Origin of the sequence: Nevskia sp. (genome assembly GCF_021732705.1) — a bacterium.
Lineage (GTDB): Bacteria > Pseudomonadota > Gammaproteobacteria > Nevskiales > Nevskiaceae > Nevskia.
Map to the genome: position 1 here is coordinate 86,742 of NZ_JAKFUM010000003.1, position 23,846 is coordinate 110,587.

The 23,846-nt window shown below is 67.8% G+C and carries 22 protein-coding genes; 11 read left to right on the forward strand and 11 right to left on the reverse strand.

Annotated elements, in window-relative coordinates; all coding sequences use genetic code 11:
• Positions 1 to 41 precede the first annotated feature (41 nt).
• Complete coding sequence (gene maiA / locus QZ951_RS02725; RefSeq protein WP_292998300.1) at positions 42 to 692, forward strand: maleylacetoacetate isomerase; 651 nt, start codon at positions 42 to 44, stop codon at positions 690 to 692.
• Between the two features lie 25 nt (positions 693 to 717).
• Here maiA and QZ951_RS02730 read toward each other — a convergent pair whose 3' ends face one another.
• The 3 genes from QZ951_RS02730 to QZ951_RS02740 form a co-directional block, all read right to left on the reverse strand.
• A complete protein-coding gene (locus QZ951_RS02730; protein ID WP_292998302.1) occupies positions 718 to 1,212 on the reverse strand; it encodes a hypothetical protein in 495 nt (164 codons plus the stop codon).
• A gap of 5 nt (positions 1,213 to 1,217) precedes the next feature.
• Positions 1,218 to 3,293 carry a prolyl oligopeptidase family serine peptidase gene (locus tag QZ951_RS02735; RefSeq protein ID WP_292998304.1) on the reverse strand — a complete coding sequence of 692 codons (2,076 nt, stop codon included), beginning with the start codon at positions 3,291 to 3,293 and terminating at the stop codon, positions 1,218 to 1,220.
• Positions 3,294 to 3,478: 185 nt separating this feature from the next.
• The gene (locus QZ951_RS02740; RefSeq protein ID WP_292998306.1) at positions 3,479 to 4,954 is read right to left on the reverse strand and encodes an amidase; all 1,476 of its coding nucleotides are present in this window, start codon (positions 4,952 to 4,954) and stop codon (positions 3,479 to 3,481) included.
• A 170-nt stretch (positions 4,955 to 5,124) separates the two neighbouring features.
• On the opposite strand from QZ951_RS02740, the gene QZ951_RS02745 reads away from it, so the two are divergent.
• Positions 5,125 to 6,108, forward strand: a complete 984-nt coding sequence (locus QZ951_RS02745) for a DUF2167 domain-containing protein (RefSeq protein ID WP_292998308.1) — start codon at positions 5,125 to 5,127, stop codon at positions 6,106 to 6,108.
• Here the strand turns inward: QZ951_RS02745 and QZ951_RS02750 are convergent.
• Both QZ951_RS02750 and QZ951_RS02755 read right to left on the reverse strand, forming a co-directional pair.
• Complete coding sequence (locus QZ951_RS02750; RefSeq protein WP_292998310.1) at positions 6,090 to 6,434, reverse strand: DMT family protein; 345 nt, start codon at positions 6,432 to 6,434, stop codon at positions 6,090 to 6,092. The genes QZ951_RS02745 and QZ951_RS02750 overlap by 19 nt on opposite strands.
• A gap of 86 nt (positions 6,435 to 6,520) precedes the next feature.
• Positions 6,521 to 7,222: a Bax inhibitor-1/YccA family protein gene (locus QZ951_RS02755; RefSeq protein ID WP_292998312.1), complete on the reverse strand. Its 702-nt coding sequence runs from the start codon at positions 7,220 to 7,222 to the stop codon at positions 6,521 to 6,523.
• A 259-nt stretch (positions 7,223 to 7,481) separates the two neighbouring features.
• Between QZ951_RS02755 and QZ951_RS02760 the strand changes: the two genes are divergently transcribed.
• Together QZ951_RS02760 and QZ951_RS02765 are read left to right on the forward strand one after the other, a co-directional pair.
• Complete coding sequence (locus tag QZ951_RS02760) at positions 7,482 to 7,922, forward strand: GNAT family N-acetyltransferase (RefSeq protein WP_292998314.1); 441 nt, start codon at positions 7,482 to 7,484, stop codon at positions 7,920 to 7,922.
• A 23-nt stretch (positions 7,923 to 7,945) separates the two neighbouring features.
• Positions 7,946 to 9,112, forward strand: a complete 1,167-nt coding sequence (locus tag QZ951_RS02765; protein WP_292998316.1) for an aminotransferase class V-fold PLP-dependent enzyme — start codon at positions 7,946 to 7,948, stop codon at positions 9,110 to 9,112.
• A 73-nt stretch (positions 9,113 to 9,185) separates the two neighbouring features.
• Here QZ951_RS02765 and QZ951_RS02770 read toward each other — a convergent pair whose 3' ends face one another.
• Together QZ951_RS02770 and QZ951_RS02775 are read right to left on the reverse strand one after the other, a co-directional pair.
• Positions 9,186 to 9,809, reverse strand: coding sequence for a DUF1134 domain-containing protein (locus QZ951_RS02770; protein ID WP_292998318.1), 624 nt, complete (start codon positions 9,807 to 9,809; stop codon positions 9,186 to 9,188).
• A 205-nt stretch (positions 9,810 to 10,014) separates the two neighbouring features.
• Positions 10,015 to 10,485 (reverse strand): Mpo1-like protein, encoded by a 471-nt coding sequence (locus QZ951_RS02775; protein WP_292998320.1) that lies wholly within the window; start codon positions 10,483 to 10,485, stop codon positions 10,015 to 10,017.
• A 173-nt stretch (positions 10,486 to 10,658) separates the two neighbouring features.
• Here QZ951_RS02775 and QZ951_RS02780 point away from each other — a divergent pair, with 173 nt between their 5' ends.
• The 7 genes from QZ951_RS02780 to QZ951_RS02810 all read left to right on the forward strand — a co-directional run bounded on the left by QZ951_RS02780 (position 10,659) and on the right by QZ951_RS02810 (position 18,916).
• On the forward strand, positions 10,659 to 11,657 hold the full coding sequence (locus QZ951_RS02780; RefSeq protein WP_292998322.1) for a helix-turn-helix transcriptional regulator: 999 nt from the start codon (positions 10,659 to 10,661) through the stop codon (positions 11,655 to 11,657).
• 148 nt (positions 11,658 to 11,805) lie between these two features.
• On the forward strand, positions 11,806 to 12,120 hold the full coding sequence (locus QZ951_RS02785) for a rhodanese-like domain-containing protein (protein ID WP_292998324.1): 315 nt from the start codon (positions 11,806 to 11,808) through the stop codon (positions 12,118 to 12,120).
• A 67-nt stretch (positions 12,121 to 12,187) separates the two neighbouring features.
• A complete protein-coding gene (locus QZ951_RS02790) occupies positions 12,188 to 13,567 on the forward strand; it encodes a TolC family outer membrane protein (protein ID WP_292998326.1) in 1,380 nt (459 codons plus the stop codon).
• 159 nt (positions 13,568 to 13,726) lie between these two features.
• A complete protein-coding gene (locus QZ951_RS02795) occupies positions 13,727 to 15,676 on the forward strand; it encodes an OPT family oligopeptide transporter (protein WP_292998328.1) in 1,950 nt (649 codons plus the stop codon).
• Between the two features lie 35 nt (positions 15,677 to 15,711).
• Positions 15,712 to 17,811, forward strand: coding sequence for a S9 family peptidase (locus QZ951_RS02800; protein WP_292998330.1), 2,100 nt, complete (start codon positions 15,712 to 15,714; stop codon positions 17,809 to 17,811).
• Positions 17,812 to 17,870: 59 nt separating this feature from the next.
• Complete coding sequence (locus tag QZ951_RS02805; protein WP_292998332.1) at positions 17,871 to 18,488, forward strand: 2-hydroxychromene-2-carboxylate isomerase; 618 nt, start codon at positions 17,871 to 17,873, stop codon at positions 18,486 to 18,488.
• Positions 18,489 to 18,529: 41 nt separating this feature from the next.
• Positions 18,530 to 18,916, forward strand: coding sequence for an MAPEG family protein (locus QZ951_RS02810; RefSeq protein ID WP_292998334.1), 387 nt, complete (start codon positions 18,530 to 18,532; stop codon positions 18,914 to 18,916).
• A 19-nt stretch (positions 18,917 to 18,935) separates the two neighbouring features.
• Here QZ951_RS02810 and QZ951_RS02815 read toward each other — a convergent pair whose 3' ends face one another.
• The 4 genes from QZ951_RS02815 to QZ951_RS02830 all read right to left on the reverse strand — a co-directional run bounded on the left by QZ951_RS02815 (position 18,936) and on the right by QZ951_RS02830 (position 23,776).
• Positions 18,936 to 20,615, reverse strand: coding sequence for an AMP-binding protein (locus QZ951_RS02815; protein ID WP_292998336.1), 1,680 nt, complete (start codon positions 20,613 to 20,615; stop codon positions 18,936 to 18,938).
• 13 nt (positions 20,616 to 20,628) lie between these two features.
• Positions 20,629 to 21,795 carry a serine hydrolase gene (locus QZ951_RS02820; protein WP_292998338.1) on the reverse strand — a complete coding sequence of 389 codons (1,167 nt, stop codon included), beginning with the start codon at positions 21,793 to 21,795 and terminating at the stop codon, positions 20,629 to 20,631.
• 178 nt (positions 21,796 to 21,973) lie between these two features.
• The gene (locus tag QZ951_RS02825) at positions 21,974 to 22,732 is read right to left on the reverse strand and encodes a peptidoglycan DD-metalloendopeptidase family protein (protein WP_292998339.1); all 759 of its coding nucleotides are present in this window, start codon (positions 22,730 to 22,732) and stop codon (positions 21,974 to 21,976) included.
• Positions 22,733 to 22,897: 165 nt separating this feature from the next.
• A complete protein-coding gene (locus QZ951_RS02830) occupies positions 22,898 to 23,776 on the reverse strand; it encodes a DnaJ C-terminal domain-containing protein (protein WP_292998341.1) in 879 nt (292 codons plus the stop codon).
• Between the last annotated feature and the right edge of the window lie 70 nt (positions 23,777 to 23,846).

Consider the following 23,846-nt stretch of genomic DNA (forward strand, 5'->3'; position numbering starts at 1 on the left):
TCATCGGCCTTCCGTTCATTGCCTCGTCACCGGTCCCGATCATGGAACGCACGCTCCACACCTATTTCCGCAGCTCGGCGTCGTATCGCGTGCGCATCGCGCTGAACCTGAAGGGGCTTGCGCCACATCTGGTGCCGGTGCACCTGACGCGCAACGGTGGCGAGCAGTTCGGCACGGACTATCGCGCGCTGAATCCGCAGGCACTGGTGCCGACCTATGCGGAAGGCGATTTCCAGATCAGCCAGTCGCTGGCGATTCTCGAATACCTCGACGAACGTCACCCGCTGCCGCCGCTGCTGCCGGACAGCGCCGAGGGTCGCGCCACCGTGCGGCAGTTGGCGCTGACCATCGCCTGCGACATTCACCCGCTGAACAACCTGCGGGTGCTGAAGTATCTGACCGGTACTCTGAAGGTCAGCGAAGACGCGAAGACGCAGTGGATCCAGCACTGGATCGCGCTCGGCTTCGAAGCGCTCGAGACGCAGCTTGCGGCGTCGTCGACGCGCGGCACGTTCTGCCACGGCGAGTCCCCGACGATCGCCGACTGCTGTCTGGTGCCGCAGATCTTCAATGCCCAGCGCTTCGGCGTTGATCTGACGCCGTATCCGACGTTGCGGGCGATCGACGCGGCCTGCGCGCAGCTCGCGGCATTCCGCAACGCCCACCCGGCCGTGCAGCCGGACGCCGAGTGAGCGTCAGGCGGCTGGCCGCACCGGCTCAGTTGCCGCTGCCGCCGACGATGTTCGGACAGACGCCGATGGCCGCCGTGCAGACCTCGATGGCATAGCGGCCATCCGCCGGCAGCACCACGACCGCGGGCTTGCCGAGTTCGATCTCGCGCGGCTCGCTCGCCACCGTGGTGCGCGTCTGCCGGCCCGCGCCATCGACGCCTTCGCGCGTGTGGCGGATGGTCAGCCGTCGATGCTGGTCATCGCTCGCCGGCTCCAGCAGCACTTCATAGCTGCCGCTGCGCGTCACGAACACCGAGCGCGCCAGCAGCGCCTCGCTGCCAACGCGCATGTCGCCGGTGGCGACCGTTGCCGTCGCAAGCGCCGTAGTCACGGCTTCGGGCGAGCGCTGGTAGCCGATGTCGAGCTGCCGGAAGGTCAGCTGTTGCGGCACGGCGGCCACCGTCGTGCCGGTGATCAGCACGAGCGTGGTGACAAGGCTCGCGCACCGCGCCCGACGCCAGCTGTCGACCGACATCGCCACGGCGCCTACTTCAACTGCTTCCAGAAGAACGTGTACGCCAGCGCATTCATGTACGCCTGCTGCTGGTTGTTCGCCGCACCGCCATGGCCGCCTTCGATGTTCTCGTAGTAAAGGAAATCATGGCCCTGCTCGGCCATGCGCGCGGCCATCTTGCGAGCGTGGCCGGGGTGGACGCGGTCATCGCGGGTGGAGGTCGTGAACAGCGCGCGCGGGTACTTCACGCCTTTCCTGACGTTCTGGTACGGCGAGTACTTCGAGATCCACGCCCACTCTTCCGGCAGGTCCGGATTGCCGTATTCGCCCATCCACGAGGCCCCGGCCAGCAGATGGCTGTAGCGTTTCATGTCGAGCAGCGGCACCTGGCAGACCACGGCACCGAACAGGTCAGGCCGCTGCGTCAGCATCACGCCCATCAGCAGGCCGCCGTTGCTGCCGCCCTGAATGCCGAGGTGCTTCGGGCTGGTGACCTTGCGCTTGCTCAGGTCCTCCGCAATGGCGATGAAGTCGTCGTAGGCGCGCTGGCGGTTCGCCTTCAGCGCGGCCTGGTGCCAATCCGGCCCGAACTCGCCGCCGCCGCGGATGTTGGCCAGCACGTAGACGCCGCCGCGTTCCAGCCACGACGCGCCCATGCCGGCGCTGTACGCCGGCTGCAGCGAAATCTCGAAGCCGCCGTAGCCGTACAGCAGCGTCGGATTGCTGCCGTCGAGCTTCACGTCCTTCTTCGACACCTGAAAGTACGGCACCCGGGTGCCGTCTTTCGAGATTGCCTCGAACTGCGCGATCTGCAGGCCGTCGGTGTTGAAGAACGCCGGCAGCGACTTCAGCAGCTCGCGGCCCGGCTTGTCGGCGGACGCGAGGTAGAGGCTGGTCGGCGTCAGGAAATCGGTCACCGTCAGCCAGTAGTCGTCGGATTCATCGGGATCGACCGCGCTGACGCCGAGCGCACCAAATGCCGGCGCCTCGATCGCGGCGCGGGTCCAGCGGCCGTCGACCTTCTGCAGCTTGAACAGGCGATTGCGCACGTTGTCGAGCTCGTTGACGATCAGCGCGGACTTGAGGCCGGCGAAGCTGTCGAGCGATTTCCGAGGGCCCGGCGTGAACAGCGACGCGAACTCGCGCTTGCCGGCGAGGAAGCCGGCGATGTCGGTGATCAGCAGCGAGCCGCCGGGATGCACGGTGCCGCCGATGGCCCAGTCGGTCCGCAGCTTGACCGTCATCTGGTCCTGCCAGATGTCGACTTCGGCATCGAGCGGCACGTTCAGCGTGACGAACTCGTCGCCGACGCGCAGCAGCGTTTCGCCGCTGTAGAACGTGATGCTGCGGCGGATCAGCTCGTAGTGATGGCTGCCGGTATCGGCCACGAACAGGGCGACGCCGACATCGTCCTTCGCACCGCCGAACACTTCCGGCGCATCGTCGAGCGGCGTGCCGCGCTTCCACTCGCGCACGGTGCGGGCGTAGCCGCTGTCGGTCAGCGAGCCGGGGCCGAAGTCGGTGCCGACGTAGAGCCGGTCGCGCCCGGCCCAGGCAATGTCGATCTTCGCTTCCGGCAGCGTGAAACCGCCTTCGACGAAGCGGCGTTCGTTCAGGTCGAACTCGCGCACGACCACGGCATCGCCGCCGCCGCGCGACAGCTTCAGCAGGCAGCGGTCGTAGGTCGGATGCAGGCAGTCGGCGCCCTTCCAGACCCAGTTCTCCTTCTCGATCGCGGCCAGCGCGTCGAGATCGAGCACGGTTTCCCAGCTTGGGTCCTTCTTGCGGTATTCGTCGAGCGTGGTGCGGCGCCAGACGCCGCGCACCGAGCGCGCATCGCGCCAGAAGTTGTAGTAGTGCGCGCCGATCTTGGTCGCGAACGGAATTCGCGCATTGGAGTCGAGGATCGCGAGCAGCCGCTCATGGATCGGCTTGAAATCGGGCGAGGCTTCCAGTTCCTTCTGCGACACGCTGTTTCGGGCGCGGACCCAGTCCAGCGCTTTGGAATCGTCGACCGCTTCGAGCCACAGGTAAGGATCGTCGGCCGCGGTCGGTGCACCGCCGGCGGACGCGGGACCGGCGAGGCCGGCGGCAGCGGTGAACAGCATTGCGGCTCCTGTGATCAGCAGCTTGAATGGAAGATTGAACGGGGGCGTCATGGCATCAGGCTCTGGCCCGGCACGGGCCGTCTAGGGATGGGCTGCACGCTAACGCCGCCGCACGGACGATGCCAGTGCCGCGCGGTTGCGCTTGATTCGGAACATCGGTTGCGCCGGTGCGGCCGTGTCGAGCATCAGATCGCCGGCCGGCGCTGTGCCCACGGCGCTGCCTGTTCCAGCTGCGAGGCCAGGCGAATCAGCAGCCCTTCGCCGCCGGACGCGGCGATGAACTGCACGCCGACCGGCATGCCGTTGCGATCCATGTGCAGCGGCACCGACATGCTCGGCGTGAACGTCAGGTTCGACAGCTGCGTGAACGGCACGCGGCCGAGACTCTTGTCGGTGATCTGGTCGATCAGGCCGCTTTTCAGCACGGCGCGACCGGCGCCGAGCTTCAGGATCGCCTGCAGCGCGAGGCGCTCGGCCAGCGGCGGATCCTGCTCGCCAATGCCGGCGGCCGGCTGCGCGACGGTGGGGGTCAGGTACAGGTCGTACTGGCGGTGGAAGCGCCCCAGCGCGCGCTGGAAAGTGTTCCATTCCTTGCGCCGCGACACGTATTCGCCCGCGTTGAGGCTGCGGCCGAACAGTGCCAGTGCCCGCGTTTCGAGCTCGAACTCCTTCTCGCTGGCGCCGACCTTGGCCTGCGCGTCGGCGACCGAGGCGGCGGTCTGGCCGTAGTACATCGTCAGGTAGCAGCGGGCCAGCGCCCGGCCGTCGATGTCCGGCGCGGCTTCCTCGACATGGTGGCCGAGGCTTGCCAGCAGGGCCGCGGCATTGCGCACGGCCAGCACGGAATCGGCATCGATCGGCTGGCCGATCGGGTTGGCGATGCTGAAGCCGATGCGCAGCCGGCCCGGATCGCGGCCGACCTCGTTGGCGTACGGGCGCTCCGGCGGGGCAATGCGGAACGAGCAGCCTTCGTCCGGACCGTTGATGGCATCGAGCATCCGCGCCGAATCGCGGACCGAGACGGTCAGCACGTGCTCGCTCGACGCGCCTTCCCAGAACTCGTCGTGCGTCGGCCCCGGCGGCACGCGGCCGCGACCCGGGCGCAGGCCGAACAGGCCGCAGTACGAGGCCGGAATGCGGATCGAGCCGCCGCCGTCGGACGCGCTGGCCATCGGCACGATGCCGGCCGCGACGGCCGCCGCCGCGCCGCCGGACGAGCCACCCGGCGTGCGCTCGGGGTTCCACGGATTGCGGGTCGGCCCGAACAGCAGCGATTCGGTGCAGCCCTTCAGCGCCAGCTCCGGCGTCGTGGTCTTGCCGAAGATCACGGTGCCGGCGCGCAGGAAGCGCAGCACCACTTCCGACGTGACCGCCGGCACCCAATTGCGCAGCGCCCGGCTGCCGGCGGTCGTCGGCACGCCGGCGTAGTGCTGGGCGATGTCCTTGATCAGGAACGGCACGCCGGCGAACGGGCCGGACAGCGGCTCGTGCAGACGCCGTTCGGCGATCTCGTCCATCGGTATGCCGATGGTGTTCAGGCGCGGCTCGACTTCCGCCGCGCGGGCCTGTGCCGCGGCCAGCAGCTCGGCCGGGCTGACGTCGCCGCGGGCGACCAGTTCGGCCAGACCGGTGCCATCGTATTGCCGATATTCCTGGAACAAGGGGTTGGATTCCGTCGTTAGAAGTTGTTCGAGAGTGTAGCGGGCGGGCAGTACGTCACGCTTCGCGCCGGCAGCGTGAGGCCGTTCAAGGTTCCCGCGCCGGCGACGGTCTATCGTCATGGGCATTCGTGCCGGAAACCGCGCCGTTGCGGGGGCAAAGGAGCACTACGATGACGCTGTTTCACCCGCGATGGCCGGCGCTTTCGGCAACTCGTCCCCTGCTGGCGAGCCTGTTCGCCGTGCTGTTCGCGCTGCCGATCGCGACCCTGCCGCCGCCCGCCGGCGCGGCCGACGGTGCGGCCAACGCTGCGGTCGGAGTCGAACAGGCCTGGCTGCGCGCGCGCACCGCGATGCTGCCCGGCCCGCAGACCATCCTGCTGCAGGATCAGGCGCGACTCGAACTGCCGGATGGCCACGGCTTCGTCGCGGCGGACGAGGCCACGGCGCTGATGGCGGCGCTCGGCAATGACACCGGCTCCGGCCTGATCGGCCTGATCCTGCCGATGGGCGAACCGGCGTGGATGATGACGGTGGACTACATCGCCGCGGGCCATGTCGACGACAACGATGCCCGCGGCTGGCAGCCGGATGCCCTGCTGGCGGCGCTGAAGCGTGGCACGGCTGCCGGCAATGCCCGGCGCACGGTCCTGGGCCTGCCGCCGCTGGCGGTCAGCGGCTGGCTCGACGTGCCGACCTACGATGCCGCGACGCAGCGCCTGTCATGGTCGGCCGCGACCACGGCGGACACGGCGACCGATGCCGCGACGATCAACCTGAACACGGTGATCCTCGGGCGCGAGGGTTATCTCGCGCTGAACCTGATCGCGAACGCGGCGCAGCTGGCAACAGCGCGACATGCGGCCGAGGCGCTGGTCGCGCGGATCCGCTTCAACGCCGGTCGCCGGCACCAGGATTTCGAGCGGGGCCATGACCGCGTGGCGCGCTACGGGCTGTCGGCGCTGGTTGACGGCACGGCCGGTCAGATGACGCCGCCGCCGCCGTCGTTCGCGCGCTGGCTGAGCCTGTTCGCGGTGTTTGGCGCCCTGTCGTTCACGCTGCTGGCGGTGCGCACCGGCGGCCGCACCGTTCGGGCGATTCGCACCACGCCGCAGCCGGCCGTGGCCAAGCCGCCGGCTCAGCGGAAAATGAAGTAGACCGCGCCGCACATGCACAACGCGGCCCACAGGAAATCCAGCTTCAGCGGCTGCTTCATGAAGATCAACGCGAACGGCACGAACACCGCCAGCGTGATCACTTCCTGCAGGATCTTGAGCTGGGCCAGGCTCAAGCTGCCGAAGCCGATGCGATTCGCCGGCACCATCAGCGCATATTCGAACAGCGCGATGCCCCAGCTGAGCAGCACCGCGATGTAGATCGGCTTGTCGTGCAGCGTCTTCAGATGCCCGTACCAGGCATAGGTCATGAACAGGTTCGACAGCAGCAGCAGACCGGCGGTCTGCGCGAGGATCACGAGGTTCATCCGGAAGGTTCCGACAGCGGGTGAAAGGGCGGCGCCCAAAAGAAAACCCCGCGCGAGGCGGGGTTTTCATTGGACCACGGTCGCGATCAATCGTCGCGATTGGCGAAGCCCAGGATGCTCAGCAGGCTCATGAACACGTTGTAGATGTTCAGGTACAGGCCGACGGTGGCGCTGATGTAGTTGGTCTCGCCGCCATCGAGGATGCGACCCGTGTCATAGAGCATGAAGCCCGAGAACACGACCATCGCCGCCGCCGACACGGCCAGTTGCAGGCCGGCGATGTGCAGGAAGATGTTGGCGATCGACGCCACCATCAGCACCACCGCGCCGATCACGAGGAAGCTGCCCATCCGCGAGAAATCGCGGCGACTGATCATCGCGTAGGCCGACAGCGCGAGGAAGATCGCGCCGGTGCCGCCGAGCGCGGTCATCACCAGCTCGCTGCCGTTCGGGAAGGCGCGGGCATACATCGACACGATCGGGCCGGTGATGAAGCCGACGAAGCCGGTGAACGCGAACACGGCGACCAGACCCATCGCGCTGTTGCGGGCAGCCTGCACCCAGAACAGCAGGCCGATCATGCCGGCGAAGCTCAGCAGCGGGTTGATCCGGCCGACGTTCAGCATCGTCGCCAGTCCGGCCATCAGCGCCGAGAACACCAGCGTGGCCGACAGCAGCAGATAGGTGTTGCGCAGGACGGTGTGCGTGGCCAGCAGTTCCGACACCGAGCCGCGCCGCGTGGCGCTGCCGGTGACGGGCAGACCGGGGAACTTGTTCGGGGTGTTCATCGCTCGCTCCTTGTAAAATAAAAGTAAAATCAGCTACTTGGGAACCATCGAAGCTGCGGGGACTATAGCAGCAGCATCGATCAGACCACAGACGGGCGCGCTCGTTCGGTGCGCGGGCCGGCGGCGTCATCGGCGGACGACCGGCGGGAGGCCGCGACGGAACGTGTCATCGGGAGCCGCGACCAGCGGGTACCGAGTACCCGCGGTATTTGCAGCCGCTGCCGCGGAACGCGAGACTGCGGAGCACCTGGAGATTCCCATGTCCGACATCCTCGAAATCACCAGCGCCGATGGCCGCATCGTCGCCGAAACCTGGCTGATCCGCGCCGAATCGGTGCATCGGCAATTGCGGCCGCAGCTGATGCCGGACTACTACGGCCAGATGCGCCGCGTGTTCGCCAGCGGCGGCCGGATGATCGTCGCCACCGACGGCAACGCGGTGCAGGGACTGGCGGTCTGGCGCATTCTCGAAAAGACCTTCTCCCGCAGCGAGCTGTACATCGACGATCTGGTCACCGATTCCGCCTGCCGCTCGACCGGTGTCGGCAAGGCGCTGCTCGGCTGGTGCGAGTCGCGGGCGCGCGAGGCCGGCTGCACGCAGCTGACGCTCGATTCCGGCACGCCGCGGCTGATGGCGCACAAGTTTTATTTCCGCGAGGGCGTGCAGATCACGTCGTTCCATTTCGTGAAGTCGCTGTAGCCCGCCGCTCACCTCCCCATCCCATGAACCATTCCTGGAAGCTGCACTTTTCGCGATTCCTCACGGCCCGGCCGCAGCGCCTGCATGTCTCGGCGCACAGCCATCATCCGTGGCCCGATGTCAGCTTCGACGCCCAGATGCAGGCCTGGCTCGACGCCGCCGAGCTGATCGACGGCAAGTGGGATCGCATCTTCGGCGAGGTCATTCCGGCGGCGCAGGCGCACGTCGCGAACGTCCTGCATCTGCCGAAGCCGGACACGATCTGCTTCGCCGGCAATACCCACGAGCTGTTCATGCGGGTGATGTCGACGATCGAGCGCAAGCCGATCCGCGTGCTGACCACCGACGCTGAGTTCCACAGTTTCAATCGCCAGATGCAGCGCTTCGAGGAAGCCGGCATGGTGACGGTAGAACGCATCGCCGCCGAGCCGTTCGCGAGCTTCGCCGAGCGCTTCTCGGCTGCCGCCGCCCGCGGTGGCCACGACCTCGTCTACTTCAGCCAGTGCTTCTTCAACAGCGGCTGGCTGGTGCACGAGCTGGCGTCGATCGTCGCCGCCGTGCGCGATCCGGAGACGCTGATCCTGATCGACGGCTATCACGGCTACATGGCGGTGCACACCGACCTGTCGGCGATCGCCCATCGCGCCTTCTATCTCAGCGGTGGCTACAAGTACGCGATGACCGGCGAGGGCAACGCCTTCATCCATTGTCCGGACGGGCAGGCGATGCGACCGGTCGACACCGGCTGGTTCGCCGGCTTTGCCGAACTGAGCACCGGGCCGGTCCAGGTCGGCTATGCCGATGGCGGGCTTCGCATGCTCGGAGCGACATACGACGCGACCGCGCTGTACCGGCTGAATGCCGTGATGGACTGGCTGCACGCGCAGAAGCTGACGCCGGCGCGCATCCACGCTCGCGTGGCGGCGCTGCAGGACCTGTTTCTCGACGGTCTGGCCAAGCTGCAGCTGCCGGTCCTGAATGTTGCCCAGCTGATTCCGGGCCGCGGCCAGCCTCGCGGCAACTTCCTGACCTTTCGCACGCCGGCCGCCGGCGCGATCAACGCGAAGCTCAAGGCGCGCGAAGTGATTGCCGACTATCGCGACGATCGTCTGCGGATCGGTTTCGGGCTGTACCACGACGAAAGCGATGTCGCCGAACTGCTGCAGCGCGTCGCCATCGCGCTGGCCTGAGGCCTGGTAGCGCGCAACAAAAAAGCCGCCGCTGCGAGCGCAGCGGCGGCTTTTTCGGTCCGGAAGCCGCCGATCAGAACGGGTTCAGCGTCTTTTCGCGGGTGTAGCTCAGGTAGCCGACATTGGCACCGGCGCGCAGGCCGACACCGGTACGGATCGGCGCCAGCGTGATGCCGGAGGCGCGCTGATAGTTCAGGCCGACGCCGGCGACGATGTACAGGCTGCCGTCGACACCCGGGAAGCGCTGGTACAGATCCTTGGTCCAGTGCAGGTCATAGACCAGCGTGAACACCTTCGAGGCATTGCCGCCGATGTCCCAGCCGACCGACGGACCCTGCCAGTACACCTTGGTCGAGCCACCGCCCTTGTAGACGAGATTGCCTTCGCCGTAGCGCAGGCCGACGACGAAGGCGCCCGAGCCTTCATTGCCGATGATGTAGCCGACCGGGCGGCCGAGTTTCGAGAAAGCCTTCTCGATCGCCTTCGCCAGGCCGCTGCTGGTGCCGCCGAAGAACTTCTCGGCCGCCGCGACGGTTTCTTCCTGGGTGAAGGTTTCCTGCGGCACGTCGCCGCCGGCCTTGCCCTGTTCGATGGCGGGCTCGCTGGTCTCGTTCTGCGCGTGGGCGGCCGGAATCAGGCCGGCGCCGAGCGTCAGCATCATCGAGCCTGCGACTGCGATCAGTTTCTTGAGCGTCATGGTTCACCTTTTGTTTTTGGCGGACGGGGGCGTCCGGATCAGACCGCGGCAGCCGGCGCGTGTTCGCGGGCCGTCAGCAACCTGATGCCGAAGGATAGACGCTGAACATGAACGCGGCCTGAGCGATACCGTACCGAGCGCGGCAAGGCCTTGTTGGCGAACGAATTCCGCCGTCCGCACGGGTGACGGCGCGCGGCCGCCCGGTTCAGGTGCCGGCGGCCGGAGCCACGGCGAGGTTGGCGCGCCGGTAGACGTGTGCCAGCAGCCACAGCGGCCCGATCATCAGGAACTGCACGTCCTTGAAGAACGACGGCTTCTTGCCTTCGACCTGATGGCCGACGAACTGGCCGACCCAGGCCAGCACGAACACGGCCGCCATCACGGGCACGAAGGCGCCGCCGAGCGCGTCGAAACTGGTCTCGACGATCAGCAGCACCGCCGCCAGCACCGGCACCATGCCGAGCGCCAGCCGCCACGACAGCAGCGCGTAGTAGACGAGCGTCAGCACCATGGCCACGGTGCAGGCATTGACCAGCGCATCGCCCACCGGCACGGCCCGCAGGAACGCGAACACCGCAAGCACGATCGGCGGCACGCACAGCCAGTGCAGACGCTTGTTGACCGGGTTGCGATGGCTGTCGCTGTACTCGGCCAGCCAGGTGTGGATCGATTTCATGAACGGTTGCGGATGCAGCGTTGGGCTTGACGGGGCATCAGGTTATGCTCGGGCCGCCACCAGACAGGATGGTAAATGCGGCCCAGCCTTGTGCGAGGCGGGTCGGCGACGATCGCCGACCGCCGCAGTTCATCGTCCACCGCCCGCTTCAACCGCCGACCGACGAACGCCGAATGGAGGATCCGCTAGCTCGCGACGATGTCGACCCGGCCACGGACAGCGTCGATCCGTTCGATCGCTTCATCGGCCGGCTGTATCGCGCCGGGTTGGCGCTGCCGTCCGGCGGCTTCCGCGCCTGGGCGCTGCAGCAGCTGCGCCAGTGCATCCCGTTCGACGCCGCGATCTGGGGCACCGGCACGGTCCGTACGATGCGCTTCCACACCTGCAGCATCATCGACCTGCCGGGCGATTTCCCGCAGCGTCTGGAAGCGACGCACGCGATCAACCCGATCGTGCCGGCGCTGCTGCGGCAGCTCGGGCGGCCGGTCGACATGCAGTCCGTGCTCGATGACGAGCGCTTCTTCAGCTCCGACATCTACCGCCGCACGTTCGCGCCGTACGGGATCCAGCGCATCCTGAGCACCGGTCATGTCGATGCCCGCAGCGGCCTTTACTCGCTGGTCTCGCTGTACCGCTTCGATCGCGGCCGGCCGTTCAGCAGCGACGAGCACGCGCGGCAGGCGCGGGTGATGTTCCACCTGTTCAACGCCGCGTCGCACGCCTTTTTCCTGCATCTGTCGCGAGCCACCAGCGAGCGGCCGATCGAAAGCGCCGCCGCGGCGGTCGATCGCACGGGCGCGCTGCACGAGGTCATGCCGCGTTTCGTCGAACTGCTCGACGAACATTTCCCGCATCGGCTGGCCCACGAGCTGCCGTTCGAGCTGCCGCCGCCGGGCGAAACCCGCGTGATCGACGGCCTGTGCATCCGCACGGAGCCGTTCGACGAGTTGCGCTGCGTCTACCTGTGGCAGGCCGGCCCGCTCGATCGCCTGACCCGCCGCGAACGCGAGATCGTCTACGCCATCGCCCACGGACTGAGCTTCAAGCAGGCGGCGAAGCGCATCGGCATCGCTCCGTCGACGGTCGCGAATCACCTGTACCGCGTCTATCGCAAGCTCGGGGTCTACAGCCGCAGCGCGCTTGCCGGGCTGGTCTACCCCGGCTCGCAGTAGCCCCTCGACGTGCGCGCGACGGGCTACGCGTAAAGCTCGGCAAAGCTGAACGGAAAGCCGGGAAATTCAGCGCAGACAAGGCTTTGACGCGTGCTAACCTGCGCCCGTCCCGCGGCCTCAGGCTGCCTTGCCGACTCGTTCGAACCCCATGCGCAACCTCGACACCGCCAGTTTCAAGGCCTTGCTCGACAGCGGCACGGCCGTGCTGCTGGACGTGCGGATGCCGGAAGAGCTCGAAATCGCCGCGCTGCCCGATGCCGTCAACATCCCGCTGCCGGAACTGGGCGCGCGCCTGGGCGAATTAAACCCGCAGGCGCCGATCGCCGTCCTATGTCATCACGGGGTGCGCAGCGAGATGGCCGGCCGCTTTCTCGAGCGCAACGGTTTCGTCGACGTCGCGCATCTAAGCGGTGGGATCGATGCGTGGTCGCTCGAGATCGACGATTCCGTGCCGCGCTACTGACACCGACCATTCCTATCCTCGCCGGCCGCTCGCTGCTCCGGCCATCGCCCGAAACCCAGGAAGATTCATGCGCCGTTCCACTGCCCGCGCCCTGCTTGCTTCATTCTTTCTGCTGCCGACGTTCGCGCCGAGCGCCGCGCTGGCCAATGACCTGCTCGAGACCTACCGCAAGGCGCTTGATCAGGACACCACGCTGCGCGCCGCGAAGTTCGCGCGCGATGCGTCGATCGAAGCGCGCCCGCAGGCCCTGTCGGCATTCCTGCCGCAGCTGAATGCCCAGGCCAGCGGAGCCCGCAGCCGCACCCGGGTCGAGCAGCAGAACGTCATCATCTTCGATCCGGGCCAGCCGCCGCCGACTACCGAGAACGGCGTCAACACCTTCGGCAACGACGCGCTGTCGTATCAGGTGACGCTGTCGCAGACGATCTGGAGTTTCGAGGCCTGGCGCCGGCTCAAGCAGTCCGACTCGCAGGTCGCGCTCGCCGAAGCCACGTATCGCAGCGCCCAGCAGGCGCTGATCCTCCGCGTCGCGCAGGCCTATTTCGCGGTGCTGTCGGCCAGCGATGCCGTGCGCACCAATACGGCCGAGCGCGACGCCAACGAGCGCCAGATGCTGCAGGCGAAGAAGCGCTTCGAAGTCGGCCTTGCCGCGATCACCGACGTGCAGGAAGCGCAGGCGGCGTTCGACGCCAGCGTGGCGACCCTGATCGGCGCCGAGCGCACGCTGTCGAACGCGCGTCGAGCGCTGGGCGAGATCACCGGCGGCTACGCCGAAACGGCGGAAGGGCTGACCGAGGAAATCCCGCTGGCGAGTCCGGATCCGGTGTCGGTCGACGACTGGCTCAAGGTCGCGCACGACAGCAATTTCGACCTGCAGATCGCCGAGCTCAATGCCGAGGTTGCCAAGAAGGCCGTCGGCGTTGCCTACGCCCGCCACTATCCGACCCTGAGCATCGATGGCAGCTACGGCGAGAACCAGAACTCGTTCCAGAGCAACCCGAACACCTCGCGCAGCAGCATCGGCATCAGCGTCAACGTGCCGATCTTCAGCGGCGGCCTGACCCAGTCGCAGGTCCGCCAGGCCGCAGCGACGCGCGATCAGTCGCTGGCGCAGGTTGAAGGCTCGAAGCGCTCGATCGAACGCCAGACCCGCGACGCCTATCAGGGCGTGATCTCCGGCATCGCCAGCGTCAAGGCGAATCTGCAGGCGGTGAAGTCGAACCGGACGGCGCTGGAATCGAGCCAGGTCGGTCTGCAGGTCGGCACCCGCACCGAAGTCGACGTGCTGAACACGCTGCGCAACCTGTACATCGCCCAGCGCACGTACTACCAGAGCCGCTACGACTACCTGCTGAGCGTGCTGACCCTGAAGCAGCAGGCCGGCCGGCTGACCGAAGCCGATCTGGCCGACATCGACCGACTGCTGCTCGTGCCCGCGACCCGATAGACCGATCGGCTTTCCGGAAGCCGCCGTGCCCCGCGCCCGGCGGCTTTCGCGTTTCCGGGGCCTGCGTCTGAATTCCGCCGCCTGCGTGGCACAATCGGCGATCCTTCGATTCCGGCCCGAATGCGCGGCGGATCGTCCCGAAATCCTGCCGAGACCGCCATGAGCGCAGTTGCTCCCGTTCCCCAATTGACCGTCCGCGCCGTCGTGCTGTCGGTCATCCTCGCGATGATCCTCGCCGCGGCCAACGCCTATCTCGGCCTGTTCGCCGGCCTGACCATCGCCACCGCGATTCCGGCGGCGGTGGTGTCGATGGCGGTGCTGCGCACGCTCGGTGGCGGCACGATCCTCGAAAACAACATCGTGCAGACCGGCGCCTCGGCCGGATCGTCGATCGCCGCGGGCGTGATCTTCACCATCCCGGCGCTGATCATCCTCGGCTACTGGCAGGACTTCCGCTACTCCTGGGTGCTGGCCATCGCCGGCCTTGGCGGCCTTCTCGGCGTGCTGTTCTCGGTACCGCTGCGCCGCACGATGATCGTCGAGGAGCCGCTGGCATTCCCCGAAGGCAAGGCAGCAGCGGAAGTGCTGAAGGCGGGCGAGAACCCGGGGCAGGGCGTGAAGACCTTGGCCTTTGCCGGAGGCCTCGGTGCCTTCATCAAGCTCGCCGCAGCCAGCGGCCTGAAACTGATTCCGGATACCGCGATCGGAGCGACCTTCATCGGCAAGTTCTTCGCGTTCATGGGCACCAACCTGTCGCCGGCGCTGCTCGGCGTCGGCTACATCGTGGGCTTGAATGTCGGCATCGTCGTCGTCGGTGGCAGCGTGCTGAGCTGGCAGTTCGCGATCCCGATCTACCACGCGTTCTTCCTCGACACCGATCCGGCGCTGGCGGCGAAGGTTGCGACCCTCGGCGCCGAAGACCTCGGCTATGCGATCTGGTCGGCGAAGATCCGCTATCTCGGCGTCGGCGCAATGCTGATCGGCGGCATCTGGACCCTGTTCAGCCTGCGCAAGTCGCTGGCCTCCGGCATCAAGTCCGGCTTGGCCGCCGCGCGCAAGAACACCACGGGCACGGTGATCGCCGAAGTCGACCGCGATCTGCCGATGAAGTGGATGCTGATCGCGCTCGTCGTGTTCACCATTCCGCTGGCGCTGCTGTATCAGGCCATCGTCAACGACTGGCTGGTCAGCATTCCGATGACCCTGATCATGATCGTTGCCGGCTTCCTGTTCGTGTCGGTGTCGGGCTATCTCGCCGGGCTGGTCGGCTCGTCGAACAATCCGGTGTCCGGCATCACCATCGCCACGATCCTGTTCGCCTCGCTGGTCCTGATCCTGCTGCTCGGCAAGAACTCGCCGATCGGCGCGGTCGCCGCGATCATGATCGGCGCGGTGGTCTGCTGTGCCGCCTCGGTCGGTGGCGACAACCTGCAGGACCTGAAGGCCGGCTATCTGGTCGGCGCCACGCCGTGGAAGCAGCAGCTGATGCTCGGCATCGGCGCGTTTTCCTGTGCGCTGGTGATGGCGCCGGTGCTGAACCTGCTGGCCACGGCCTACGGCATCGGCGCGCCGACGCCGGAGCATCCGAACGCGCTGGCCGCACCGCAGGCGAACCTGATGGCCTCGGTCGCCAAGGGCATGTTCGGCGGCGAGCTGCCGTGGAACTTCATCGCGATCGGTGCGGCGGTCGGCGCGGTGATCATCGCGCTCGATTCATGGCTCAAGGCGCGCGGCTCGCACTTCCGCGTGCCGGTGCTGGGCGCGGCGATCGGCATCTACCTGCCGCTGGAACTGATGGTGCCGATCTTCCTCGGCGGTCTGCTGTCGCATCTGGTCGAGCGCCACCACAAGGTCGACGCTCAGGACGAGGAAGCGCGCGACCGCATCCATCGTCCGGGCACGCTGTTCTCGGCCGGCCTGATCACCGGAGAGGCGCTGATGGGCATCATCATCGCGATACCGATCGTCATTTCCGGCCGTGGCGACATCCTCGCGCTGCCGGCCCCGTTCCAGTTCGGCCAGTTCGTCGGTCTGGTCGTGCTCGCCGTCGTTGGCGGGCTGCTGTACCGCGCCGCCACGGCGTCCGGCGGGGCAACGGCGCAAGCCTGATCCTGCTTCCTGCCTTCTTTTGAATGGAGTCTGAAATGTCCCGTCCCCACACGCCGGCGCTCGCCCGACTCGCGCTGGCTGCCTTGAGTCTCACTGCCCTGATGACCACCACGCCCGCCGCTGCCGCCGCGCCGACACCGTTCACTGCCGAGGCGCTGGTGCGTCTGGAGCGCGTGTCCGACCCGCGGGTCGCGCCGAATGGCCGGCTGATCGCCTACACCTTGCGCACGACCGACTACGACGCCAACAAGGGCGTGCAGGCGATCTGGCTGCACGATCTGGAATCGAACACCACGCGCCGGTTGACCGGCGGCACTGGCTCGTCGCACAGCCCGCGCTGGGCCGCGAATGGCGATCTCTATTTCCTGTCGACCCGCAGCGGCAGCCAGCAGGTGTGGAAGCTCGACCTGTCCGGCGGCGAAGCGCAGGCCGTCACCGCGCTGCCGCTCGATGTCGGCACCTTCGTGCTGTCGCCGACCGGGGATCGCATCGCGATCGCGGCCGACGTCTTCCCGGAACTCGGCACCGATCTGGCGGCGACCAAGCAGCGTCTCGACGCGGTCAACGCGCAGAAGAACACCGGCGTGCTGTACGACAAGCTGTTCATCCGCCACTGGGACACGTGGAAGGACGGCACCCGTTCGCAGCTGTTCGCCTATCAGCTTACCGAGCGCGGCATCGCCACCGGCAATGCCCAGTGGTTGAGCCGCGGCATCGATGGCGACGTACCGTCGAAGCCGTTCGGCGGCGACGAGGAAATCACCTTCACGCCGGACGGCCGGCAGGTGATCTACAGCGCCCGCATCGCCGGCAAGACCGAGCCGTGGAGCACGAACTTCGACCTGTTCCGCGTCGCCGCCGATGGTTCGACGACGCCGGAAAACCTGACCGCCGACAACCCGGCCTGGGACACCGGCCCGGTCGTGTCGCCGGACGGCAAGCTGCTGGCCTATCGCGCGATGAAGCGCCCGGGCTTCGAGGCCGATCGCTTCGGCATCATCGTCCGCGACATCGGCAAGACCGGCGAACTTGGTCCGGCGCGCGAACTGGCGCCGAAGTGGGATCGTTCGGCCGACAGCCTCGTGTTCTCGCCGGATGGTCGCAAGCTCTACACCGCCGCCGACGACCTCGGCCAGCACCGCGTGTTCTCGGTCGAAGTCTCGTCCGGCAAGGTCAAGGCGCTGACCGGCGAAGGCTGGGTCGAAGGGTTCGCGCTGGCCCGCGATGCCGTGATCATCGCGTCGAACACGCTGGCCGGGCCGACGCAGCTGTACAAGGTCAAGCTGTCCGGCAGCGCGCCGCTGGCGCTGACCCAGCACAACGCGCAGACGCTGGAAAATCTCGCATTCGGCAGCTTCGAGCAGTTCAGTTTCAAGGGCTGGAACAACGAAACCGTCTATGGCCACGTGGTCAAGCCGGTGGGCTATGAAGCGGGCAAGAAGTACCCGGTGGCGTTCATCATCCACGGTGGCCCGCAGGGCAGCATGGGCAACCACTTCCACTACCGCTGGAACCCGCAGACCTACGCCGGCGCCGGCTTCGCCGTCGTGTTCATCGACTTCCACGGTTCCACCGGCTACGGCCAGGCGTTCACCGACGCGATCTCCGGCCACTGGGGCGACCGTCCGCTGGAGGATCTGCAGAAGGGTTATGCCGCAGCCCTCGCCAAGTACGATTTCCTCGACGAAACCCGCGCCGCCGCGCTCGGCGCCAGCTATGGCGGCTACATGATCAACTGGATCGCCGGCAACTGGAGCCAGCCGTGGAAGGCGCTGGTCAACCACGACGGCGTGTTCGACAACCGCTCGATGGCCTATTCGACCGAAGAACTGTGGTTCGACGAATGGGAGCACGGCGGCACGCAGTACGAGCAGCCGTCGCACTACGAGCAGTTCAATCCGGTCAACCACGTCGCCAAGTGGCGCGTGCCGATGCTGGTCATCCAGGGCGGCAAGGACTTCCGCATTCCGCTCGAACAGGGCATCGCCACGTTCACGGCGCTGCAGCGGCGCGGCATCCCGAGCCAGTTGCTGCACTTCCCGGACGAGAACCACTGGGTGCTCAAGCCGCAGAACTCGGTGCAGTGGCACAACACCGTGCTCGACTGGATCAAGCGCTGGACGGCCGCGAACTGATCGTGCGCTCGCCGCCGGGGACCCTCGCATCCCCGGCGGCGGCTCCGAGGCAAAGACCCATGCGCACGATCGACTGGTACTTCGATGTCATCTCGCCGTACGCCTACTTCGCGTTCCTGAAGCTGGACGCGCTGCCGGCCGAGACTCGGCTGAAGCCGGTGCTGTTTGCCGGCCTGCTGAATCACTGGGGCCAGAAGGGCCCGGCCGAGATCCCGGCCAAGCGCGTCTGGACCTATCGCTGGTGCCTGTGGCACGCGCGGCAGCACGGCATTCCGTTCGAGGCGCCTGCCGCGCACCCGTTCAACCCGCTGCCGTACCTGCGGCTGGCGCTCGCCGCCGGCGTGACCCGCGAAGCCGTGGCCGCGATCTTCGAGACGGTCTGGACCTCCGGTGCCGATCTCGCCGATCCGGCCGTGATCGCGGCACTGGCCGAGCGCCTGTCGATCCCGCTTTCCGCCCTCGATGCCCCGGCCGTGAAGCAGGCCTTGCGTGCGAACACCGAAAGCGCCGTCGCTGCCGGCGTATTCGGCGTGCCGACGCTCGTGATCGACGGCGAAGCCTTCTGGGGCGTCGACGGCATGGCTTTCGCCCGCGCCTGCCTCGATGATCCCGCTCTCCTCGCCCGCGACGACATGCAGCGCATCGCGCGGCTGCCGGTCGGCGCGTCGCGAACCTGAAGCCGCTGTCGCACTGCCGCCACCCGACCCGGACCTGCCCGATGAACCATGCCGCCCTGATCACCGTATTGACGATGTTCCTGCTGCTCGCCGTGATGATCGGCGTCGGTCGTGCCCGCGGTCGCTACGGCGTGAAGGCGCCCGCCACCACCGGGCCGGAAGGCTTCGAGCGGGCCCTGCGCGTACAGGTCAACACGCTCGAGGGCGCCTTGATGTTCCTGCCGTCGCTGTGGCTGTTCGCGATCTATGTCAGCGACGTCTGGGCGGGCATCGTCGGCGCGGTCTGGCTGGTTGGCCGCATCGCGTATGCCATCGGCTATTACCAGGCGGCGGCCAAGCGCAGCGCCGGCTTCCTGATCGGCTTCATCGCGACGGCCATCCTGATGGTCGGCAGCCTCGTCGGCGTGGTGCAGGTGCTGCTCGGCTGAAGCCGGTCGCCGCGCCGGCTCAGGCCTGCGCGGCGCTCAGTTCCTTCAGCATCGCCTCGCGGATCAGGTACTTCTGCACCTTGCCGGTCACCGTCATCGGAAAGGCCTCGACGAAGCGCAAGTGGCGCGGAATCTTGTGGTGCGAGATCTGGCCGCGGCAGTGCGCGCGGATGTCCGCTTCGCTGGCCGTCATCCCCGGGCGCAGGATGATCCAGGCGCACAATTCCTCGCCGTAGCGCGCGTCCGGCACGCCGACGACCTGCACGTCGGCCACGGCCGGGTGGCGATGCAGGAATTCCTCGATTTCGCGCGGATACAGGTTCTCGCCGCCGCGGATGACCATGTCCTTGATCCGCCCGGTGATCCGGCCATAGCCGTCGTCGTCGATCGACGCCAGATCGCCGGTATGCATCCAGCCATCGGCGTCGATCGCGTCGCGGGTCTTCGCGTCGTCGCCCCAGTAGCCGAGCATCACCGAGTAGCCGCGCGTGCACAGCTCGCCGGTCACGCCGCGCGGCACGGTGCGGCCATCGGCATCGACGATCTTGACCTCGCAGTGCGGATGGACGCGGCCGACGGTGGCCACGCGACAGTCGATCGGATCGTCGAGCGCGGTCTGGAACGAGACCGGCGAAGTCTCGGTCATGCCGTAGGCGATGGTGATGCCGCGCAGGTGCATGCGCTCGATCACCGCCTGCATCACCGCCACCGGGCACGGGCTGCCGGCCATGATGCCGGTGCGCAGGGTGCCGAGATCGTGTTCGGCGAAGGACGGATGCTCGAGCTGCGCGATGAACATCGTCGGCACGCCGTACAGCGCGGTGCAGCGTTCCGCTGCCACGCAGCGCAAGGTCGCCAGCGGATCGAAGGCATCGGACGGGTAGACCATCGTCGCGCCGTGGGTCAGCGCCCCGAGGTTGCCCATGACCATGCCGAAGCAGTGATACAGCGGCACCGGGATGCAGACCCGATCGCCCGGCACCAGGCCGATGCCTTCGCCGGTGAAGTAGCCGTTGTTCAGGATGTTGTGATGCGACAGCGTCGCGCCTTTCGGGCTGCCGGTGGTGCCGGACGTGAACTGGATGTTGATCGGGTCCTGCGCCTGCAGCCGCTCGCCGAGCGTCTGCAGCGCGGCGCGTTCGGCCGCGCTCGGGGCGGTCAGCAGCGCCTCGAAGTTCAGCGTGCCCGGTGTCGGCTCGGGCCCGAGCCGGATCACCGTGCGCAGCGCCGGCAGCCGCGCCGACTGCAGCGCGCCGGGCGCACAGTGCGCAAGTTCCGGTGCCAGCGCGGCGAGCATCGCCAGATAGTCGCCGCCCTTGAACGACGGCGCGGTGACCAGCGCCTGACAGCCGACCTTGTTCAGCGCGTATTCCAGCTCGCCGAGCCGGTACGCCGGGTTGATGGTGACCAGAACCAGCCCGGCTTTCGCCGTCGCGAACTGGGTGATCGCCCACTCCAGATTGTTCGGGCTCCACAGCGCCACGCGGTCGCCCGGCTGCAGGCCAAGGCGCAGCAGGGCGCAGGCCAGTGCGTCAACCGTCTCGCGCAGCTCGGCATAGCGCAGGCGCCGCCGCTGATGCGCGCTGACGATCGCCTCGCGCGCCGCGTGACGGGCGCAGGCCTCGTCGAACCGCTGGCCGATGGTCTGCGCCAGGCGCGGCGTCGCGGTGGCGCCGCGGACATGGCTCGGAGCCGACATCGGCCTGCCGCCGTCAGCGGTGGCGATACAGCGTGGCTTCGAACTCGCCGAGTGCGGCGGCCACCTTCGCGTCGTAGAACGGCAGGATCTGGGCCGCGATCACCGCGGTGACGCCGGAGGCGGGGTCGATCCAGAAATAGGCGTTCGGCAGGCCGGCCCAGGTCAGGCTGCCGGCGGCGCGGCCGCCGGGGACGGGCTCGGGGTTGATCAGGAAGCTCAGGCCCCATTGGCAGGCCATGCCGGGGAACGGCGTGAAGTCGTTCGTCAGTTGCGGCAGGTGAGTCTTGAGCGGCGGGATGGTCAGGCTGCCGATGTGGTTCTGGCGCATCAGCGCCACCGTGTCGGCCTTCAGCACGCGGTTGCCGTCGAGCACGCCGCCGTTGAGGATCGCACGCAGGAAGCGCAGATAGTCCGGCAAGCGACCGGACAGCGCATGGCCCCCCATGTCGACTTCCGCATTCGGCGGAATGCCGAACGGGATCGTCCGCAGGCTGCCGTCCGGCAGGCGCGCATGCATGGCGCTGGCGCGCGAGAGCTGCTCCGCATTCAGCGCGAAGCTGACGTCGTGCATACCGAGCGGCTCGAACAGATGGCGGGCGCAGTAGTCGCGCAGCCGGAGGCCGCTGACCGCTTCGACCATCCGGCCGGCCCAGTCGAGGCCGATGCCGTAATGCCATTCGCGGCCGGGATCGGCGACCAGCGCGCGGTCCATCGTCGCGAACGTGCCGGAGACGACACCGCTCTTGCCGGCCGCAGTCAGTTCGCGGTCGACATCGGCGTGGAAGAACTCGTAGGCGAAGCCGCAGGTGTGGGTCAGCAGGTTGCGCAAGGTGATCGGCGCCTGCGGTGCACGCAGCAGCGGCGTGCCGTCCGCGGCCCAGCCGGTGCGGACCTGCACGCGGCCGAGTTCCGGCAGCACCGTGCCGGCCGGCGCATCGAGATCGAGCCGGCCCTGTTCGACCAGCTGCATCGCGGCGCTGGCGGTGATCGCCTTGGTCATCGACGCGAACCACAGGATGGTGTCGAGCGTCATCGCGGTACTGCCGCCGTGACTGCGGACACCGGCCGCGCCTTCGTAGATCACGCCGCTGCGGTCGGCGACCAGCGCCACGAGGCCCGGAACGCCGTGGTCTTCGGTGGCACGCCGCAGCACGGCATCCAGCGCCGGAATCAGGCTCATCGCAGTCTCCCCTGTGTTGGTTCTTGGTTATGGCCGGTCTGCTGCGGGCAGCCGACATCCGATTATCACCACGAGGTCTGTCCGCGACCAGATCGGCCGGCGCGCCGCCGGTCGGACGCGGCACAAGAAAATGCCCGCACGGGGCGGGCATCGTTGCAGCGACCGTGGCGGCGTGCGGCTAGCCGCCCGTGCCGGCCCGCTTCTTCGGCGCCGCGGCGGCGCGGCTGCGGCGCACCGGCTTCTTCAGCGCATCGATCCTCAGCAGCAGGTTCGGGTCCGGGCAGCGGGCAAGCCAGGTCGCTTTCTCCGACGCGCGGCAGACGCCCGGATAGTCGCCTTCGCGGCCATCCAGCTCGCGGATGATCTGGAAGTGCAGGTGCGGCGCCCAGCCGACGTTCTCGTGCGGCTGGCCGAGCCAGCCGATCGGCTCGCCGATCGCCACCTCGCGGCCGCGCTTGCACAGCTGCAGCGACTGCCGCGACAGATGGCCGTACAGCGTGTGGAAGCGGTAGCCGCCGATCTCGTGCTCGAAGATCACGGTCGGGCCGTAGTCGCCGAACTCCTTGTTGTCGCGCGTCGAATGCACGACGCCCGGCAGCACGGCGTGGACCACGGTGCCGGCCGACAGCCACAGGTCGAGGCCGAGGTGGATCGTGCGCGGCTCTTCCGAGCCGGTGCCGTAGAGATCGCTCATCCGGTACAGCGCGCGGTCTTCGCCATAGCCGCCGGCGGCGAAGTCGGCATTGGCGGCGCGCAGCCGGCGCAGGATCCAGCGGTGGAACGCGGCCGCATCGGCCGGGTCGGTGCCTTCGAGCGCGTCAACCCCCGGGCCGAGGCTCAACGGCAGGCAGCGCCGCGTGTTCAACGCAAACGACAGCGGGCTCGCGGCCGGCGTCACCGCCAGTAACTTGCTGAAGTTGTCGCGTGCCATCGTCATCAGGCCCTGTCTCAAGATCGATCGAACAATCCGCCGCCATCCGGACCGCGCGACCGGCGTGCCGGGCAGGCGGACCGCCGAACGGCGGGAAAACCAACATTGTGCCGCGCCCTGCGCCTCAAGTCGCCCTTTTTGACGCCCGGACGGCTCAAAACGTGCGAAGGGTCATGCTCGCGGGTCGTAATTCGGGAACAAGACCCGCATCTGCGTGTAAATCTGCCGCTGGGCATCCGTTTCCGGCGCCGGCGTGTTGATCTGGATGGTGACGAACTGGTCGCCGGCCGGCGAGCCGGGCAGGCCGCGGCCTTTCAGCCGCAACCGTCGTCCAGACAGCGTGCCGGGCGGCAGGTTCAGTTCGACCGTGCCGCCAAGCGTCGTCACCGGCACGGCGCTGCCGAGCGCCGCTTCCCACGGTGCCACGTTCAGGGTCATGTGCAGGTCCTTGCCTTCCGGCCGGAACACCGGATGCGGCGAGAAGCTCAGTTCCAGCAGCACGTCGCCACCGCGCGGCGCCTGTCCGCTCAGGCGGATGCTCTGGCCGGCGGCCACGCCTTTCGGAATCCGCACGCTCAGGGTGCGGGTGCCGAGCGTCACGCTGCGCGTGGCGCCGTTGAACGAATCTTCGAGCGAGATCGCCAGCCGCGCCTGCTGGTCGCGGGCGCCGCCGAAGCTGCTGCTGACGTCCTCGAAGCCGCCGCCGTAGCCCGCCGGTCCGCCGGCATTGCCGAACAGCGTCGAGAAGAAGTCGGAAAAGCCGCCGCTGTCGCCACCGAAGCCGGCTCGCGCGCCGCCCCAGCCCGGCGGCGGCGTGAAGCGCTGGCCGTTCTGCCAGTTGGGACCGAGCTGATCGTAGGCCGCGCGCTTCTTCGGATCGCCGAGCACTTCGTTGGCCTCGTTGATCGTCTTGAACCGCTCCTCGGCGTCCTTCGCCTGGTTCTTGTCCGGGTGAAACTCGCGCGCCAGCTTGCGATAGGCGCGCTTGATCTCCGCCTCGCTGGCGGTGCGGGGCACGCCGAGAATCTTGTAGTAATCCTTGTATTCCATTGCGTCCGTCAAAACAGGTGCGGGGCATCGCGGCAGGTTGCGCCGCGATGCCCCGCAATGTACTTCACGG

Excerpts from the sequence above, each read along its gene's own strand:
- maiA (WP_292998300.1), top strand. The coding sequence starts at position 42 with ATGGAACGCACGCTCCACACCTATTTCCGCAGCTCGGCGTCGTATCGC.
- QZ951_RS02735 (WP_292998304.1), bottom strand. The coding sequence starts at position 3,293 with ATGCTGTTCACCGCTGCCGCCGGCCTCGCCGGTCCCGCGTCCGCCGGC.
- QZ951_RS02745 (WP_292998308.1), top strand. The coding sequence starts at position 5,125 with ATGACGCTGTTTCACCCGCGATGGCCGGCGCTTTCGGCAACTCGTCCC.
- QZ951_RS02750 (WP_292998310.1), bottom strand. The coding sequence starts at position 6,434 with ATGAACCTCGTGATCCTCGCGCAGACCGCCGGTCTGCTGCTGCTGTCG.
- QZ951_RS02755 (WP_292998312.1), bottom strand. The coding sequence starts at position 7,222 with ATGAACACCCCGAACAAGTTCCCCGGTCTGCCCGTCACCGGCAGCGCC.
- QZ951_RS02760 (WP_292998314.1), top strand. The coding sequence starts at position 7,482 with ATGTCCGACATCCTCGAAATCACCAGCGCCGATGGCCGCATCGTCGCC.
- QZ951_RS02765 (WP_292998316.1), top strand. The coding sequence starts at position 7,946 with ATGAACCATTCCTGGAAGCTGCACTTTTCGCGATTCCTCACGGCCCGG.
- QZ951_RS02770 (WP_292998318.1), bottom strand. The coding sequence starts at position 9,809 with ATGACGCTCAAGAAACTGATCGCAGTCGCAGGCTCGATGATGCTGACG.
- QZ951_RS02775 (WP_292998320.1), bottom strand. The coding sequence starts at position 10,485 with ATGAAATCGATCCACACCTGGCTGGCCGAGTACAGCGACAGCCATCGC.
- QZ951_RS02780 (WP_292998322.1), top strand. The coding sequence starts at position 10,659 with ATGGAGGATCCGCTAGCTCGCGACGATGTCGACCCGGCCACGGACAGC.
- QZ951_RS02785 (WP_292998324.1), top strand. The coding sequence starts at position 11,806 with ATGCGCAACCTCGACACCGCCAGTTTCAAGGCCTTGCTCGACAGCGGC.
- QZ951_RS02790 (WP_292998326.1), top strand. The coding sequence starts at position 12,188 with ATGCGCCGTTCCACTGCCCGCGCCCTGCTTGCTTCATTCTTTCTGCTG.
- QZ951_RS02795 (WP_292998328.1), top strand. The coding sequence starts at position 13,727 with ATGAGCGCAGTTGCTCCCGTTCCCCAATTGACCGTCCGCGCCGTCGTG.
- QZ951_RS02800 (WP_292998330.1), top strand. The coding sequence starts at position 15,712 with ATGTCCCGTCCCCACACGCCGGCGCTCGCCCGACTCGCGCTGGCTGCC.
- QZ951_RS02805 (WP_292998332.1), top strand. The coding sequence starts at position 17,871 with ATGCGCACGATCGACTGGTACTTCGATGTCATCTCGCCGTACGCCTAC.
- QZ951_RS02810 (WP_292998334.1), top strand. The coding sequence starts at position 18,530 with ATGAACCATGCCGCCCTGATCACCGTATTGACGATGTTCCTGCTGCTC.
- QZ951_RS02815 (WP_292998336.1), bottom strand. The coding sequence starts at position 20,615 with ATGTCGGCTCCGAGCCATGTCCGCGGCGCCACCGCGACGCCGCGCCTG.
- QZ951_RS02820 (WP_292998338.1), bottom strand. The coding sequence starts at position 21,795 with ATGAGCCTGATTCCGGCGCTGGATGCCGTGCTGCGGCGTGCCACCGAA.
- QZ951_RS02825 (WP_292998339.1), bottom strand. The coding sequence starts at position 22,732 with ATGACGATGGCACGCGACAACTTCAGCAAGTTACTGGCGGTGACGCCG.
- QZ951_RS02830 (WP_292998341.1), bottom strand. The coding sequence starts at position 23,776 with ATGGAATACAAGGATTACTACAAGATTCTCGGCGTGCCCCGCACCGCC.